Origin of the sequence: Ideonella sp. WA131b (assembly GCA_023657425.1) — a bacterium.
Lineage (GTDB): Bacteria > Pseudomonadota > Gammaproteobacteria > Burkholderiales > Burkholderiaceae_C > Rubrivivax.
The window spans coordinates 85,976-100,939 of sequence record JAGTJW010000002.1 but is presented as its reverse complement, the minus strand read 5'-3'; the positions used below and the strand labels follow the sequence as shown (position 1 = coordinate 100,939).

Genomic DNA, 14,964 nt, shown 5'->3' with positions numbered 1-14,964 from the left:
GTGACTTCGCACCCACCGGCCTGGGCCTACGCCAGCCTCGCCGCCAGCATGGCGCTGGTGGGCAGCTACGTGGGCCTGAGCAAGCTGCTGGTGGCCGTGTTCCCGGTGCTGCTGCTGGCCTGGCTGCGCTTCGGCATCGCCGCCGTGGCCATGGCGCACTGGGTGCGGCGGCGCCCGGGCGAGCCGGCGCTGTCGCGCCCCGACCGCGTGCTGTTGTTCTGGGAGAGCTTCCTCGGCAACTTCCTCTTCAGCATCTGCATGCTTTATGGCGTGGCGCTGAGTTCCGCACTGGCCGCTGGAGTGACCATGGCCGCCATCCCGGCGACAGTGGCGCTGATGTCGTGGCTGTTCCTGGGCGAGCGCATCACGCCGCGCGTGGCCGGCGCCATCGGTTGCGCGGCGCTGGGCATCGGCCTGCTGGCGCTGGCCCGGGTTGGCGAGGGCGGCGCCGGCACTGCGTCTGCCGCCTCGCCATGGGGCTATGCACTGCTGCTCGCGGCGGTGGTCTGCGAGGCCAGCTACGTCGTCATCGGCAAGCGGCTCAGCGGCCGCGTGCCGGCGCGGCGCATCAGTGCGCTGATCAACCTGTGGGGGCTGGCGCTGGTCACGCCCTTCGGGCTGTGGCAGGCCTTGTCCTTCGACTTCGGCGCCGTCACCGGGCCCACCTGGGGGCTGTTGGTGTTCTACGCCGTGGCTGCCAGCATGGTGACGGTGTGGCTGTGGATGCAGGGGCTGCGGCACGTGCCCTCGTCGCGCGCCGGGGTCTTCACGGTGATGCTGCCGGTGAGCGCCGCGCTGGTGGGCATCGGTGTGCTGGGCGAATCTTTCGGCGCCGTCCACGTGCTGGCCTTCGGGCTGGGACTGGCGGGGCTGCTGCTGGCCACCTGGCCAGACAAGGCCAACACATGAATCAACGCGAACTGGATCTCGTGGTGTTTGGCGCCACGGGCTACACGGGCCGTCTGGTGGCCGAGGTGATGGCCCTGCACGGCGGCGGCGACGGCTTGCGCTGGGCGCTGGCCGGGCGCAGCGGCGGCAAGCTGCGCGCCTTGGCCGCGGCGCTGGGACTGGCCCGAGACCACCCGCTGATCGAGGCCGATGCAGGCGACCCGGCCGCCCTGCTGCGCCTGGCGCTGCGCACGCGGGCCGTCATCAGCACCGTCGGGCCGTATCAGTTGGGCGGCGAGGCGCTGTTGCGGGCCTGCATCGCCGCCTGCACCCACTACCACGACCTCTGCGGCGAGCCGGCCTGGATGGCCGCAATGATCCGCCGACATGACGCTGCGGCGCGCGCCAGCGGCGCCCGCATCGTGTTCTCCTGCGGCTTCGACTCCGTGCCTTTCGATCTGGGCGTCCTGGCGCTTCAGTACCTGGCGCGCTCGCGCACGGGCCAGGCGCTGGGCGCGGTGAAGTCGCGCGTGCTGGTGATGAAGGGGGGCTACTCCGGCGGCACCGCGGCCAGCCTGCTGGCCACGCTGGCGGCCACGGCGCGCGACCCGCAGGCGGCGCGCGACATGGCCAACCCGTTTGCGCTGGTGCCCGACTTCCAGGGCCCGCCGCAGCCCTCGACGGCCGAGGTGAGCTACGACGACGACCTCGGCCAGTGGAGCGCGCCCTTCGTGATGGCGGCCATCAACACCAAGAACGTGCACCGCACCAACGCGCTGCTGGGCCACCGCTGGGGCGAGGGCTTCGTGTACGACGAGCGCATCGCCTGCGGCGCCGGCCTGGAAGGCGAGTTGCGCGCGCGCGGCGTCGTCCGCCAGCAGCGTCTGCAAGACCGGCTGCTGGCTTCGCGGCCCGGCCGCGCGCTGCTGCGGCACCTGGTGTTGCCCGGCCCCGGCAAAGGCCCGTCGCCGGCCGCGCGCGAGGCCGGCCGCTACGAGATCCACGTCAGCGGTCTGGGCGCCGACGGCCAGCGCCATGCGCTGCGCGTGATCGGCCGGCGCGACCCCGGCTACGGCGCCACCAGCCGCGTCATCGTGGCCTGCGCGCGCACCCTGCTGCGCCAGGACGCCGCGCCCGCAGGGCTCCTCACCCCGGGCGCCGCGCTGGGAATGGACGCCCTGCCCGAGCTGGAACGGCTGGCCGAGCTGCGCTTCGTGCCGGAGTCGCTCGGCGAGGCGAAGGGGGCATGAAAGGCTGAGGAGCCCCGCCCGCGCTGCGTCGATGGCTTGTCGCCCACCAACCCGGCGTCGCGGGCGACGGCTCAAGACCGGGCTGCGGCGATCAGAAGCTCGCCCACTCGTCGTCGGTGCCGGTCTTCTGCGGCGCTGATTCGGCTGCCTGTGCCGCCTCGGGCGCCTTGGCCGGCGGCGCCGCAGGGAGCGGTGCCGCCGCCTTCTTGCCGAATTCGGGTCGCGTCACATGGGTGGCCCGAACCGGGCTGCGACGCCCGATGCTGTGGCCATCCTGCGGGGCGGCGGCTGTCGGCGTGGCTGTGGCCTGCGGGCCGTGCGCGAGCTTGAACACGCTCACCGTCCGCACCAGGGTATCGGCCTGGGTCTTCAGGCTCTCCGCGGCGGCGGCGCTCTGTTCCACCAGCGCGGCGTTCTGCTGCGTGGCCTGGTCCATCTGGGTCACGGCCTGACCCACTTGGCCGACGCCGCTGCTCTGCTCCACCGAAGCCGAGCTGATCTCACCGACGATGTCGGTCACGCGACGGATCGAACTCACCACCTCGTCCATGGTCTGCCCGGCCTTGCCGACCAGGGCAGTGCCTTCCTCGACACGCTCCACGCTGGCACCGATCAGACTCTTGATCTCCTTGGCCGCCTCGGCGCTGCGCTGCGCCAGGCTGCGGACTTCGCTGGCCACGACGGCAAACCCGCGACCTTGCTCGCCGGCACGCGCCGCTTCCACCGCGGCATTCAGCGCCAGGATGTTGGTCTGGAAAGCGATGCCATCGATGGTGCCGATGATGTCGGCAATGCGACGCGAGCTGTCGCTGATGCCCTTCATGGTCTCGACCACCTGACCCACGACTTCGCCGCCCTTGACCGCCACGCCCGAGGCGGCGCGCGCCAGCTGGTTGGCCTGCTGGGCGTTGTCGGCGTTCTGGCGCACCGTCGTGCCCAGCTCTTCCATCGTGGCGGCGGTCTGCTGCAGCGAACTGGCCTGCTGCTCCGTGCGGTGGCTCAGGTCCTTGTTGCCCTGGGCGATCTGCGCGCTGGCCGTGGCCACGTTCTCGGCATTGGCACGCACCTCGACCACCACGCGGGTCAGCGAGGTCTGCATCTCGCCCAAGGCTGCGATGAGGGGCGAGAACTCGTCGCGTCTGGGGTCGACCACCGCTCGGGCGAAGTCGCCATCACGAACCCGTTCGGCGGTTTCCCGCGCCTCGCGCACCCGGCCCCGCAGCTGGTTGCCCACGGTCCAGGCCAGCAACATCAGGCCCAGGGAGATGGCGATGCCCATTGCGATGACGCCGTTGCGCGTGCTCGTGGCCGGCCCTCGCACCGCGGCGATCTGGGAACGCAGGGTGTCTTCCTGGTAGTTGACCGTCTCGGAGATCTGGGTAAGCAGCGCGTCGCGCGCAGGGATGGTCTTGTCCACCAGGAAGGCGAAGGCCCCGGCGGTGTCGCCTGCCTTGATCAAGCCGATGTTCTCGCCGCCCACCGTCCAGAAGTTCGCCATGGCGGCCTTCAAGCCACCGATGCGCTTGCGGCCCGCATCGGTGGACAAGTTCTTCTCGAACTCGGCCATCAGCGCGTCGATGTTGGACTTGAGCTGGCCGATGCTGGCCAGGGTTGCGGCCCGCTCTTCGGGCGTGCGCGCCAACATGGCGTGGCGCACCTGGAGCGAGCTGCGGGTGATGGCCAGTTCGACGTCGGCCATGCGATCGAGCTGCGGCACCAGCACGCGCTCGGCGCGCTCCGTGCCGGCGTCGATCTGGCCGAGCTGCTGGGCCGTGTAGACCGAAGAGGCCACGAGGCCGACGATGACCAACGCGACGGCGGTGTACAAGCGGCCGGTGAGGCCAATCGACTTGATCAGTGTCATGTTCCGATTCACTTCACAAAAGGGGCGGTTTGATGTTGATCGGGTGTTCATGGGGGATGGGATGCGGACCTCAGCGCGCTCAGGCCCATCTGCTCGGGATCGCGTCCATCACGGAGTCCATATCGTCCACAACCGGGGCAACATGAGCCCGAGAAAAAGTCCCTGCTTGGCATACTTGATTCGGCCGGGCGGGTGGACCCGAGATCGGCTGACCGTGCGGCCACCGATGGCTCACGACCGCCGCGCGCGGCCGTAGTCTCGGAAGCGCTCCTGCACCTCGGCCATGTCGGCGGGGCTGAGCAGCGCGGGCTCACCCACGGCCATGGCCTGCAGGTAGACGCCGCACAGCGCCTCGATCTCCGTCAGCACCTTCTCGGCCTGTGCCAGGCTGCTGCCGGCCGCGATGAGGCCGTGGTTGGCCAGCAGGCAGGCATCCACCTCGGCCAGGGCCGCGCCCACGCCCTGCGACAGCGCCTCGGTGCCGAACAGGTGGTAGGGCACCAGCGGCACTTCGTGGCCACCGGCGATGGCCACCATGTAGTGGAAGGGCGGCAACGGCCGCCGCAGGCAGGCCAGCGCCGTGGCGTGCGGGCTGTGGGTGTGCAGCACGGCCTGGCGGCCGGGCCGCGCGCGGTGTGCCGCCAGGTGAAAGTGCCACTCGCTGCTGGGCTGCCAGCGCCCGCGCACCTGCGCCCCATCGAGCGAGAGCCACACCAGATCGTCCGGCTCGACCTCGGCGCCCATGCCGGTGGGCGTGATCCACACGCCCTGCCCCGCCGCGTCGCGCACGCTGGCGTTGCCGGTGCTGCCGCGGTTGAGACCGTGCGCATCGAGCCGGCGCACGGTGGCCACCAGCTCTGCGCGGCGGGCCTCGTCGGCGCTCATGGGGCTGTGTTCATGTGGCCATCAACGCCCGCAGCGCTGCCTCGGCGGCAGGCACCACCCCGCGCTCGGTGACCAAAGCCGACACCAGCCGGGCCGGCGTCACATCGAACGCAGGGTTGGCGGCGGGCGTGCCCTCGGGGGCGATGGCCACCTCCACCACCTCGCCCGCCGCGGTGCGGCCCGCCAGGTGCGTGACTTCTCGGGCGCGCCGCTCCTCGATGGGGATCTCGCCCAGGCCGTCGGCCACGGCCAGATCGAGCGTCGAGGTGGGCATGGCCACGAAGAAGGGCACGCCGTTGTCGTGCGCCGCCAGCGCCTTGAGGTAGGTGCCGATCTTGTTGCAGACGTCGCCGCGTGCGGTGACGCGGTCGCAGCCGACGATGACGAGGTCCACCTGCCCGTGCTGCATCAGATGGCCGCCCGCGTTGTCGGCCACCAGTGTGTGCGGCACGCCGGCTTGGCCCAGCTCCCAGGCCGTGAGGCCGGCGCCCTGGTTGCGCGGGCGTGTCTCGTCCACCCACACGTGCAGCGGCAGGCCCGCGGCATGGGCCTGGTAGAGGGGCGAGGTGGCCGTGCCCCAGCCCACGGTGGCCAGCCAGCCGGCGTTGCAGTGCGTGAGCACGTTCAGCGGGCGGCCTGGGCCCACGCCCCGGCGTGCCGCGATGTCGCGCAGCAGCGGCAGGCCGTGCTCGCCGATGCGGCGGTTGACCGCCACGTCCTCGTCGGCGATGGCGCCGGCCAGCGCCCAGGCGGCTGCGGCGCGTGCGGCCACCGGCAGCGCCCGCACGTGCTGCGCCACGCGGTCCAGCGCCCAGGCCAGGTTCACGGCCGTGGGGCGCGCGGCCTTCAGCCACGTGGTCTGGGCCTCGAGTGCGGCGTCGCCCGCATCGGCACGCAAGGCCAGCGCCAGGCCATAGGCGGCGGTGGCGCCGATGAGCGGTGCGCCGCGCACCACCATCTCGCGGATGGCGTGGTGCACGGCCTCGGGCGTGGCCAGGGTCTCGAAGGCCAGGCGGTGCGGCAAGAGGCGCTGGTCGATCACCACCACGGCGTCGCCGCCGGGGGCCACGGCCAGGGGGCGCAGCGTGGCCGGGGAGTAGCCGCCGGGCATGGTCACGCCGGGCTCAGGCTGCACGGCCCAGCACGCGGCCGGCGATGCCCGAGAGCATGTTCACCATCGCCGGGTCGCGCGCCTCGGGTGCGGTGATCAGCGCGTGCTCCAGCGCTGTGCGGCAGGGGCAGGCGGCGGCCTCGGGGTCGTGCGTCACATCGTGCGCCAGGCCGGCCACCAGGGTGCGCGCGGCACCGGCATTGGCCAGCAGCACCTGGATCACCGCGTCCACCGTCACCGCGTCGTGCGCCGGGTGCCAGCAGTCGAAGTCGGTGACCATGCCGACGCTGGCATAGCAGATCTCGGCCTCGCGCGCGAGCTTGGCCTCGGGCAGGTTGGTCATGCCGATGACGCTGCAGTTCCACGACCGGTACAGCGCGCTCTCGGCGCGGGTGCTGAACTGCGGCCCCTCGATGCACAGGTAGGTGCCGCCGCGCACGTGGCGCACGCCCTGGCGCTGCAGCGCACGCCCGACAGGGTCGCCCAGACGCGGGCACACCGGGTCGGCCATCGAGACATGGGCCACGAGCCCGCGGCCGAAGAAGCTGCTCGGGCGCTGCGCGGTGCGGTCGATGAACTGGTCGACGATCACAAAGCTGCCCGGCGGGAGGTCGGCGCGCAAGCTCCCCACGGCCGAGAGCGACAGGATGTCGGTCACGCCCAGGCTCTTGAGCGCGGCCACGTTGGCGCGGTAGTTCACCTCGGACGGCGGGATGCGGTGCCCGCGGCCGTGGCGTGGCAGAAAGGCCAGCTCGGCGCTGCCGGCCTCGGTGACCAGCCGGCCACGGAAGATGGCGTCGGACGGTGCGCCCCAGGGCGTGTCGACCTCGACCCAGCGGGTGTCGACGAGGCCCGGCAGGTCGTACAGGCCGCTGCCGCCGATGATGCCCAGCACGGGCGCGGGAGAAGACGGTTCGCTCATGCCGGCGATGTTAGGCCAGCGCCCGTGCGGCCATGGCTTCGCGGGCCAGGCGCATCACGGTGCTCGGGCGCTCGCCCTTGAGGCGGTGGTCGCTCCACACCTGGCGCCAGCGCCGCGCGCCGGGCTGGCCGTTGTACAGGCCCAGCAGGTGGCGGCTGGCATGCGACCAGGGCGTGCCCTGCCCGGCCAGGCCTTCCATGTAGGCCACAAAGGCCTCTTCCACAGCCTCGCGCGTGCCGACGGCGGGCGCGGAGGCGCCCAGAAAGCGCGTGTCCCAGCCGGCCATCGCCCAGGGCTCGTGGTAGGCGTGGCGGCCGACCATGGCGCCGTCGACATGCTGCAGCTGTTCGGCCAGCGCCTCGTCGTTGGTCAGCCCGCCGTTGATCGCGATGGTGAGCGCCGGGAAGTCGCGCTTGAGACGGTGCACCCGTTCGTAGCGCAGGGGCGGGATCTCGCGGTTCTCCTTGGGGCTCAGGCCTTGCAGCCAGGCATTGCGCGCGTGCACGATGAACACTGTGCAGCCGCCGCGCCGGTGCACGGTGCCGACAAAATCGCGCACGACGTCGTAGCTATCGCCGCGGTCGATGCCGATGCGGTGTTTCACCGTCACCGGCAGCGTGCAGGCCTCGCGCATCGCGGCCACGCCATCGGCCACGAGCACGGGCTCCGCCATCAGGCAGGCCCCGAAGGCGCCCCGCTGCACGCGCTCGCTCGGGCAGCCGCAGTTGAGGTTGACCTCGTCGTAGCCCCAGCGCTCGGCCAGCCTGGCGCAAGCGGCCAGGTCTTCGGGCTCGCTGCCGCCGAGCTGCAGCGCCACCGGGTGCTCGGCCTCGCTGTAGTCCAGGTGGCGCGGCACGTCGCCGTGCAGCAGCGCACCCGTGGTCACCATCTCGGTGTACAGCCGCGTGTGGCGGGTGATGAGCCGGTGCAGCACGCGGCAATGGCGATCCGTCCAGTCCATCATCGGGGCGACGGACAGGCGCCAGGGATGCGCGAAGGGGGCAGTCAAGGGGCGTCTCGTGTCGGGTACTCGGCAGCGGCAGGGGCCGCGCGGGCGATGCGGTCTTGGCCCGCACCGCGTGGATCAGATCACCCGCGTCTCCCGGCTGATCGGGCCAAAACGCGCCCAGCCTTGCGCCGTCATCACCCAGCCGATGGGCTGGCCGATGCGGGGATCGGTGTTGAGCACGATGTCGCCCACGGCGGCACGCGGCGCCTGGGGCCCGCGGGGCAGCCCGCCGGCCGTGATGCGAACCTCGGGCCCATGGCCCGACAGCGCGCGCAGCGCCAGGCTGCCGCCCGCCAGATCACCCGCTGCATGGATGTCGGCTCCGCTGCGGATGTCCGCCTCGCTGCTGATGGGCCCGGAGGCGCTGATGGGCCCGGAGGCCTCAAGCCCGCTGGTGGCGGCCAGCACGCCGCCATCGATGCTGGCCTTGAAGTCCTGGGTGGAAAAACCCATGGCCTCGCTGCCATTGCTGATCGCGGGGCTGTTGAGGCACAGGTTGACCTGGCCGACCTGGTGCACTTCACCGGCGCCGGGGCCGTTGGATTCGGCATACACGTTCATGAGCACATTCCCGCCTGCGCCATAGGGGTTGTCGAACATCACGGCGCACAGGTGTTCTGCGGCCGGCTCTTGCCCGGCAGCGAGCAGTTGCCGGTCGACCTCGGCGGCGATCAGCCGTGACTCGGCCAGAAGGCTGGCGTGGTACTGCGTCAGGCGGTCGAACAGCGCTTGGGCATCCTGGTCCTCCACCAACGCCTGCAGATTTGGCGTGACGGATGGTGTTGGCCCCGTGCACGATGATGCCGCGCACGCCTTTGGGAAACATCAGGATGCTGCCCGCGTAGCTGGACAGGCCCCCGCTGCCCACCAGCGCCATCGGGCAACGCAGCTCGATCGGCCCGGAGAAGCGATCGCTGCGCGGCCCGAAGCGCAGCGTGAATCCCCGGAAGGCATAGAACGGTGCGGCCTGGGCCAGCGCCGTATCCGTGGCGAAGCTGCCGTGGGCGGCCTGCGCGCGATTGAACGCCGGAAGCCAGTCTTCGCCATCGGCTGGGTCGTGAAAATCCTCGATCCAGATCTCTGACATGCGGCCCTCCCTGCCAGCGGCTGTCCGGGCCTGAAGGCTGGGACCGTGCACGACTGTAGCGTCCCGCCGCACAAAGTGCCCTGCCGCCGACGATTCTGCGAGACCTCGAAACCGATCAGCTTGCGCTGTGCCGAGTGTGGCGTGCCGCTTGGGGTAGCTCTCGGTCGCTGGGCCTTCGTGGCTGCAGTTGTTGGTGGCATTGCGGCGCCGGGGCTCATGGGGAGTCGTCGCCGTCGCCGGGAGTCGATCGACTGAGCGCGTTGGCGTCGGCGGCCAAGCACGGAACTCAGCGAGTGATCAGTGATGCTTGGCGTCCGGCGGCCCCCATTAGGTGTTCCCCAGCAGCGATTCGATGTCGGTCAGGATCAGCATGCGCTCGACATCGCCAGTTCTGACGCAGCCCATGCCCATGATGCAGCCGGCATCCACCGACGTGGTCATCTGAGGCGCAGGTCTGATGCTGTCCGCGCCCAGCGCCAAGACGTCGGACACCGAATCAACCACCACGCCCATCACCCGTCCAAGCAGGTTCAACACGATGACGACGGTGAAGTCGGTGTACTCGGCCGTCTCGCAGGCAAGCTTGAGGCGCAGATCGACTATGGGCACGATCACACCGCGCAGGTTCACCACACCCTTGATGAAGTGGGGCGCATTGGCAATGCGCGTGGGCGATTCGTAGCTGCGGATCTCCTGCACGCGCAGGATGTCGATGCCGTACTCTTCACCGCCAAGCCGAAAGCTCAGGAACTCGTTGGGCATCGCTGCCGCACGTTCAGCCGCTGTGGTGGATGCCGTAACCGCCGGCGTCGGGCCAGGTGTCACGACCTTCTGTTCGTCGAGGACCGAGGTCACTTCGGACTCCTTGGGGTGCCGGGATCGGTTGTGATCAGGCGGGCCGAGCTCAGAACGACGCCCAGTCGTCGGTGCCCGTTTTTTCCGGGGCGCAGGCCCCCTTGCTCGGCTCGCCGGCCGGCGCCGATGCCGCAGCCGGTCTTGCCTCGAACGCCGGACGGGTGACGTTCGTGGCCCGGTGAGGGCCGCGGCGCTCGCCGCTGGGCGCGTTGGCTGCCGGCTGTGCTGCGTAGGCTGCACCCGCATGCGATTCATGGGACAGCTTGAACACCGCGACGGCCTGCACCAGTTGCTGTGCCTGGCCCCTCAGGCTTTCGGCGGCGGCGGCGCTCTCCTCCACGAGCGCGGCGTTCTGCTGCGTGGCCTGGTCCATCTGGCTGACGGCCTCGCCGACTTGCCGGACGCCAGAGCTTTGCTCGACCGTGGCCGAGGTGATCTCAGCGACGATGCCGCTGACGCGCTGGATCGAACCCACGATCTCCCCCATCGTCTTGCCCGCCTGGTCGACCAGCACCGTGCCTTGCTCCACCTGCTCGACGCTGCGGCCGATGAGGGTCTTGATCTCCTTGGCTGCCTCGGCGCTGCGTTGGGCCAGGCTGCGCACTTCGGACGCCACGACGGCAAAGCCGCGACCTTGCTCACCGGCCCGTGCGGCCTCGACCGCCGCGTTCAGGGCCAGGATGTTGGTCTGGAAGGCAATGCCGTCGATGACGCTGATGATGTCGCCAATCTTGCGGCTGCTGTCGTTGATGCCCTGCATCGTGGTGACCACCTTGCCCACCACTTCCCCGCCTTGCGCCGCCACGGCTGAGGCGCTCTGCGCCAGCTGATTCGCCTGCTTGGCACTGTCGGCGTTGTTGCGAACCGTGGTGCCCAGTTGCTCCATGGTGGCCGCGGTCTGCTGCAGGTTGCCCGCCTGCAACTCCGTGCGTTGGGACAGGTCCGAGTTGCCATTGGCGATCTCGGTCGAGCCCGTAGCGATCGACTCGGAGGCCTGGCGCACCTGGCCGACGACGCGTGCCAGGGCTTCCTGCATCGCGCCCAGGGACGCCAGCACGCTGCCGGCCGGAGCCTGAGCCGCGCCAGGCACGCTGCTCAGGTCGCCTGCGGCAACGCGGTGGGCCGCTTCGCCCAGGGCAGCCGGCTCGGCACCCAGCTGCGAGACGATGCTGCGAGAGATGACCCAGGCCATGCCGATGCCGCAACCCAGGGCCAGCGCCAATGCCGTCAGCATGACGGCACGAAAGCCGGCAGCCTCTTCAAGCGCGATCTTGTTGTGGGTCTGGACTTTCGCCTCTTCAAAGTCGATCAGCTTGTTGATCGACGCCAGCCATTGCTCGTACTGCGGTTTCGCTTTGGACCACAAGAGTGTCTGGGCGGTTGCGGCGTCACCCTGGTCAACGGCGGCGATCAAGGCCTTGGTGGTGGCGACCGACTCGCTCTCGATCTCCTTGATGGCGCCATACAGCCGCTGGAGCTCGGCACCGTCTGCAGACTGGCCGATCAACTTTTCCAGCGGCTGGGCCGAATCGGCATAGAACTTGGCCAACGCGTCGATGGTGGCCGCTTCTTTCTGCCGCAATTCTGCGGAGGCGGCCAGCACGTAGTCGCGTGCGGCAATGGCGCGGTCATGCGCCGATCCGCGGAAATTGATGGCGTAGCGCTGAATGTGGGTGTGTTCCTGGCTGTTGGACTTCAGGGCCGCCTCGATGGCTCCCACTCTCAACATCGCAGTGCCAGCCACTGCGGCAAGGATCGCCAGGATGATGCCGAAGCCGAGCTGAAGTCGACGGCCGATGGTCAAGGTCGAGAGTTTCATGGGGCTTGCGTCCGAGATCCAAGGGTTGAGATTCCATGTGTTTTCGTCGCAGAGCCTCAGAAACTTGAGCCAGAGCGATGGCGACTCTCGATAAGCGATCGACGATGCCACTCTTGATGGGCGGCTGTGGTTGCCTGGAGAGTTCTCGCACCGTGCTCTGTGCGGAGCCACCCGGCGCGCCGTGGCTCTCCAGCTCTGTTGCCTGGCCCGGCGGGCTCGTGCCGCGGTCGGCTTCGGCCGAGCGATCCTCAGTCAAGTCCGCGCCGACAGTTCTGGCCAGGCGAGATTCCTGGGAACGCGGGCGGTGGCTCTGGCCCCTGGCAGAGCCAAAGTCAGTGGCTGGCCGGAAGGCGTCGATGGGGGCATCGCCTATGGGCTTGGCACGGGCTTCATCGGTGGCCACTTCTTTCGCGGCGAGGACTTCAGCGGCCTGGCTTGACCGTTTCCCGAACCGGGAGAGCCTCCGACCACCCCTGCTGTCTTGGCCATGGGCTTCATGATCCGCAACACGAGGCCGTTGCCCCAACTGCTGATCGGTGTTGATGCTGTGGTCCTGTGAGATCCCCTCGACGCTGACGCCAGGATCTGCGGGTCGTGGCCGCGCCGGTCACAGCGGTGTCGGATTTCCTGTCCAAGGAATCAACGCGGACGATCCTGCCCGCGTGACCACCCGAGGACACGCCATGTCGACAAGCCCACGCGAGCTCACCCGCCGCCGAGGTCCACTGCGCCTGCTGGCATCCCTGAGCACCGGCGCCGCGCTGCTCGTACCCGCTGCGTCGGCCCAGGCCCAGGGCGGCGAAGGCTATGCAACCACCTCGGCCGTGGCTGCAATCGTGAAGGTGCCCACCCCGTGGTACGCGCCCAAGATGCTGGTGTGGCGCCGGATGCGCGAGACCGCCCCGACTTACGACTCCATCCCCGGGCTGTCGTTCAAGGCCTACGCCATCGCCCAGGCCGACGGTCACTACGGCGGGCTGTACCTTTGGAAGGACCTGGCCAGCGCGCGCGCCTGGTTCAACCCCGCGTGGTTCGAACGCGTCGAGAAGGAACGCGGCGCCAAAGGCCAGGTGCGGTTCTACGAAGTGCCGGTGGCCATCGACAACACGCCCGGCGGAACACCGGCGCAAATGGACGGCGCCAGCGTCTCGACCCTGGTCACCATCCCGACACCCGCCGGCATCGGCAAGGCCCGGCTGGTGCAGGAATTCCAGGCCGCCATCCCCACCTACCGTGCCGTGCCGGGCCTGTTGCGAAAGTATTTCATCATCACCGAAGACGGCCGGTTTGGCGGCATCTACCTCTGGAAGGACCAGGCCGCAGCCGAGCAATGGTTCAATGCTGCCTGGAAGGAGCGCGTCCGAGCGACCTACGGCACCGACGCGACCCTGGAGTGGTTCGACACGGCCATCCTCACCCCAAGCAAACTCGCCGCCAACCAGCCTGCCGTGCCCGGGCTCTGAGTCACTGCCATGAAGATCACCGCACCGTCGCCCGAGACCCTGGCAGCCGCTCAGCAGGGCGATCTGGCCGCGCTCGACCGGCTGCTGACTTCGCTGCAGCCCGGGGTGTTCAACCTGGCGTTGCGTGTGCTGGGGCACCGCGACGACGCCGCCGACGCCACGCAGGAGATCCTGCTCAAGATCGTCACGAACCTGGGCGGTTTTCGGGGCGAGGCAGCCTTCACCACCTGGGTGTGGCGCGTGGCGCACAACCACCTGATCACGGCGCGTACCTCGGCTGCCGAGGCGCCGGTGCTGTCGCTGGACGCCCTTGCCGAGAAACTGGGGGCCGGGCTCGCCTTGTCCGAGCGATTGACCCACGCCCAAGGCGGGCCCTTTGCGCTGACGCCCCAGGACAAGCTCGAGGCGCGCGAGCTGGCGCTGTCCTGCACGCAGAACATGCTGATGGCGCTGGACCGCGAAGACCGGCTGGTCTACGTGCTCGACACGGTGTTCGATCTGCCGTCAACCGTGGCCGCCGAAGTGGTGGGGGTCACGCCCGCTGCCTACCGAAAGAGGCTGTCCCGTAGCCGTGCGCGGCTGGCCGACTTCACGCGCGGCCAGTGCGGGCTGGTGAGCGAAAAGGCGGCCTGCCGGTGCGAACGGCAGCTGCCGGCGTTGCGGCATTTGCGGCCCCCGGGGCCACGCAACGGGAGCGCAGAGGCATCGACTCGGCAGGAGCGGGCACAGGCCGAGCGAGCATTCGACGCATTCGTGCGGGTTGGCGATGCAGCTGCGCTCTTTCGAGCCCGTCAGGCGGCCGCAGCGCCCACGGCGATGCTGGCGGCGATCCGCGCAGTGCTGACACAGGAAGGCTTTCTTCAGCGCGGGTTACCGCAGTGAACCAGAACGAGGCGGCGGGAACGCCCTGGATCTTGACAGCCCGCGACGGCACGGCGCTTCAAGCCCGCATGTTCGAGCCTGCGGGTCTGAGCTACGACGCGGTGCTGGTGGCTGGCGGCCTGGGAATCCCCCAGCGCTTCTACGCGCCCTTCGCCACTTGGCTGGCCGCCCGGGGGTACCGCGTGATGACTTTTGATTTGCGAGGCATGGGCTTGTCTCGCCCACCCGGGATGCGCTCGCTGCGTGGGCTGGACGCCGACATGCTGACCTGGGCCCGGCAGGACTTCTCTGCTGCCGTACACGCCCTGTCAGACCGCGCCGGTGGCCGGCCGATCGCGCTGATCGGCCACAGCCTGGGCATGCACCACGCCGCGATGACGGAGGCGGCTGCGCAGGCTCGCCTGCGCGTGGCGGTTTCGGTGGCCGCGGGATCGGGCTACTGGCGCGATTGGGCCGCACCCAGTCGGCGCTTGGCGCCGCTGATGCTGCACCTGGCCGGGCCGCTGCTCACGCCGCTGCTGGGGTACTTTCCGGGGCGGCGTCTACGGATGGTCAGCGATCTGCCGGGACCCGCAGCCCGCCAGTGGATGCGCTGGTGCCGTCACCCCGATTTCGCATGGGGTGCGCAGCCCGAGCTGGTGCGGGACAGCCTGCGGTCGGCCCGCTTCCCGATCCAGGCCTTCAGCTTCACCGACGACGACACGATGACCGAGGCGTGCACGCGCAAGCTGCTGGCGGCCATGCCCCATGCCCCAGCGGTCGTGCAAGTGCTCTCGCCCGGCGATGTCGGCATGCGGGACATCGGCCACGTCGGGGCGTTTCGCCGAGCAGCCGAAAGGGCGCTGTGGCCAAGGATGGCGCTGGCGCTGGATTGAGGACGCCAGAGATTGTCGCGTTCGGCCTCTTGGCGACGGAAACGCCTTCTCGAG

14 protein-coding genes are annotated in these 14,964 nt (G+C 69.9%); 6 read left to right on the top strand and 8 right to left on the bottom strand.

Annotation, left to right across the window (positions count from 1 at the left end; translation table 11 throughout):
* Positions 1-909, top strand: coding sequence for a DMT family transporter (locus tag KA711_10455; GenBank protein MCM0609397.1), 909 nt, complete (start codon positions 1-3; stop codon positions 907-909).
* On the top strand, positions 906-2,138 hold the full coding sequence (locus KA711_10450; protein MCM0609396.1) for a saccharopine dehydrogenase NADP-binding domain-containing protein: 1,233 nt from the start codon (positions 906-908) through the stop codon (positions 2,136-2,138). The genes KA711_10455 and KA711_10450 overlap by 4 nt, the downstream gene beginning before the upstream one ends.
* Positions 2,139-2,229: 91 nt before the next feature.
* Here the strand turns inward: KA711_10450 and KA711_10445 are convergent, their stop codons facing one another.
* From KA711_10445 to KA711_10420, 6 genes are all read right to left on the bottom strand, one after another.
* Positions 2,230-4,002 (bottom strand): MCP four helix bundle domain-containing protein, encoded by a 1,773-nt coding sequence (locus KA711_10445; protein MCM0609395.1) that lies wholly within the window; start codon positions 4,000-4,002, stop codon positions 2,230-2,232.
* A 231-nt stretch (positions 4,003-4,233) separates the two neighbouring features.
* Positions 4,234-4,887 (bottom strand): class II aldolase/adducin family protein, encoded by a 654-nt coding sequence (locus KA711_10440; protein MCM0609394.1) that lies wholly within the window; start codon positions 4,885-4,887, stop codon positions 4,234-4,236.
* Positions 4,888-4,897: 10 nt separating this feature from the next.
* Positions 4,898-5,998: an S-methyl-5-thioribose-1-phosphate isomerase gene (gene mtnA, locus KA711_10435; GenBank protein MCM0609393.1), complete on the bottom strand. Its 1,101-nt coding sequence runs from the start codon at positions 5,996-5,998 to the stop codon at positions 4,898-4,900.
* Positions 5,999-6,011: 13 nt separating this feature from the next.
* Positions 6,012-6,920 (bottom strand): S-methyl-5'-thioadenosine phosphorylase, encoded by a 909-nt coding sequence (locus tag KA711_10430; GenBank protein ID MCM0609392.1) that lies wholly within the window; start codon positions 6,918-6,920, stop codon positions 6,012-6,014.
* Positions 6,921-6,930: 10 nt separating this feature from the next.
* Positions 6,931-7,884: a tRNA dihydrouridine(20/20a) synthase DusA gene (gene dusA, locus KA711_10425; GenBank protein ID MCM0609391.1), complete on the bottom strand. Its 954-nt coding sequence runs from the start codon at positions 7,882-7,884 to the stop codon at positions 6,931-6,933.
* 120 nt (positions 7,885-8,004) lie between these two features.
* Positions 8,005-8,682: a hypothetical protein gene (locus tag KA711_10420; protein MCM0609390.1), complete on the bottom strand. Its 678-nt coding sequence runs from the start codon at positions 8,680-8,682 to the stop codon at positions 8,005-8,007.
* 37 nt (positions 8,683-8,719) lie between these two features.
* On the opposite strand from KA711_10420, the gene KA711_10415 reads away from it, so the two are divergent.
* Positions 8,720-9,013, top strand: coding sequence for a hypothetical protein (locus KA711_10415; protein ID MCM0609389.1), 294 nt, complete (start codon positions 8,720-8,722; stop codon positions 9,011-9,013).
* 330 nt (positions 9,014-9,343) lie between these two features.
* Here KA711_10415 and KA711_10410 read toward each other — a convergent pair whose 3' ends face one another.
* The gene (locus KA711_10410; GenBank protein MCM0609388.1) at positions 9,344-9,778 is read right to left on the bottom strand and encodes a chemotaxis protein CheW; all 435 of its coding nucleotides are present in this window, start codon (positions 9,776-9,778) and stop codon (positions 9,344-9,346) included.
* Positions 9,779-9,920: 142 nt separating this feature from the next.
* Positions 9,921-11,690: an MCP four helix bundle domain-containing protein gene (locus KA711_10405; protein ID MCM0609387.1), complete on the bottom strand. Its 1,770-nt coding sequence runs from the start codon at positions 11,688-11,690 to the stop codon at positions 9,921-9,923.
* 683 nt (positions 11,691-12,373) lie between these two features.
* On the opposite strand from KA711_10405, the gene KA711_10400 reads away from it, so the two are divergent.
* The 3 genes from KA711_10400 to KA711_10390 are packed head-to-tail and all read left to right on the top strand — an operon-like array spanning position 12,374 to position 14,910.
* A complete protein-coding gene (locus KA711_10400; protein ID MCM0609386.1) occupies positions 12,374-13,153 on the top strand; it encodes a hypothetical protein in 780 nt (259 codons plus the stop codon).
* A 9-nt stretch (positions 13,154-13,162) separates the two neighbouring features.
* Complete coding sequence (locus KA711_10395) at positions 13,163-14,035, top strand: RNA polymerase sigma factor (protein MCM0609385.1); 873 nt, start codon at positions 13,163-13,165, stop codon at positions 14,033-14,035.
* Positions 14,036-14,067: 32 nt separating this feature from the next.
* Entirely contained in the window at positions 14,068-14,910 is an 843-nt protein-coding gene (locus tag KA711_10390) for an alpha/beta fold hydrolase (protein ID MCM0609384.1), read from the top strand.
* Positions 14,911-14,964 lie beyond the last annotated feature (54 nt).

Bases quoted from the DNA above. Each gene is read 5' to 3' on its own strand.
- KA711_10450 (MCM0609396.1), top strand. From the start codon at position 906: ATGAATCAACGCGAACTGGATCTCGTGGTGTTTGGCGCCACGGGCTAC.
- KA711_10445 (MCM0609395.1), bottom strand. From the start codon at position 4,002: ATGACACTGATCAAGTCGATTGGCCTCACCGGCCGCTTGTACACCGCC.
- KA711_10440 (MCM0609394.1), bottom strand. From the start codon at position 4,887: ATGAGCGCCGACGAGGCCCGCCGCGCAGAGCTGGTGGCCACCGTGCGC.
- mtnA (MCM0609393.1), bottom strand. From the start codon at position 5,998: ATGCCCGGCGGCTACTCCCCGGCCACGCTGCGCCCCCTGGCCGTGGCC.
- KA711_10430 (MCM0609392.1), bottom strand. From the start codon at position 6,920: ATGAGCGAACCGTCTTCTCCCGCGCCCGTGCTGGGCATCATCGGCGGC.
- dusA (MCM0609391.1), bottom strand. From the start codon at position 7,884: ATGATGGACTGGACGGATCGCCATTGCCGCGTGCTGCACCGGCTCATC.
- KA711_10410 (MCM0609388.1), bottom strand. From the start codon at position 9,778: ATGCCCAACGAGTTCCTGAGCTTTCGGCTTGGCGGTGAAGAGTACGGC.
- KA711_10405 (MCM0609387.1), bottom strand. From the start codon at position 11,690: ATGAAACTCTCGACCTTGACCATCGGCCGTCGACTTCAGCTCGGCTTC.
- KA711_10400 (MCM0609386.1), top strand. From the start codon at position 12,374: ATGTCGACAAGCCCACGCGAGCTCACCCGCCGCCGAGGTCCACTGCGC.
- KA711_10395 (MCM0609385.1), top strand. From the start codon at position 13,163: ATGAAGATCACCGCACCGTCGCCCGAGACCCTGGCAGCCGCTCAGCAG.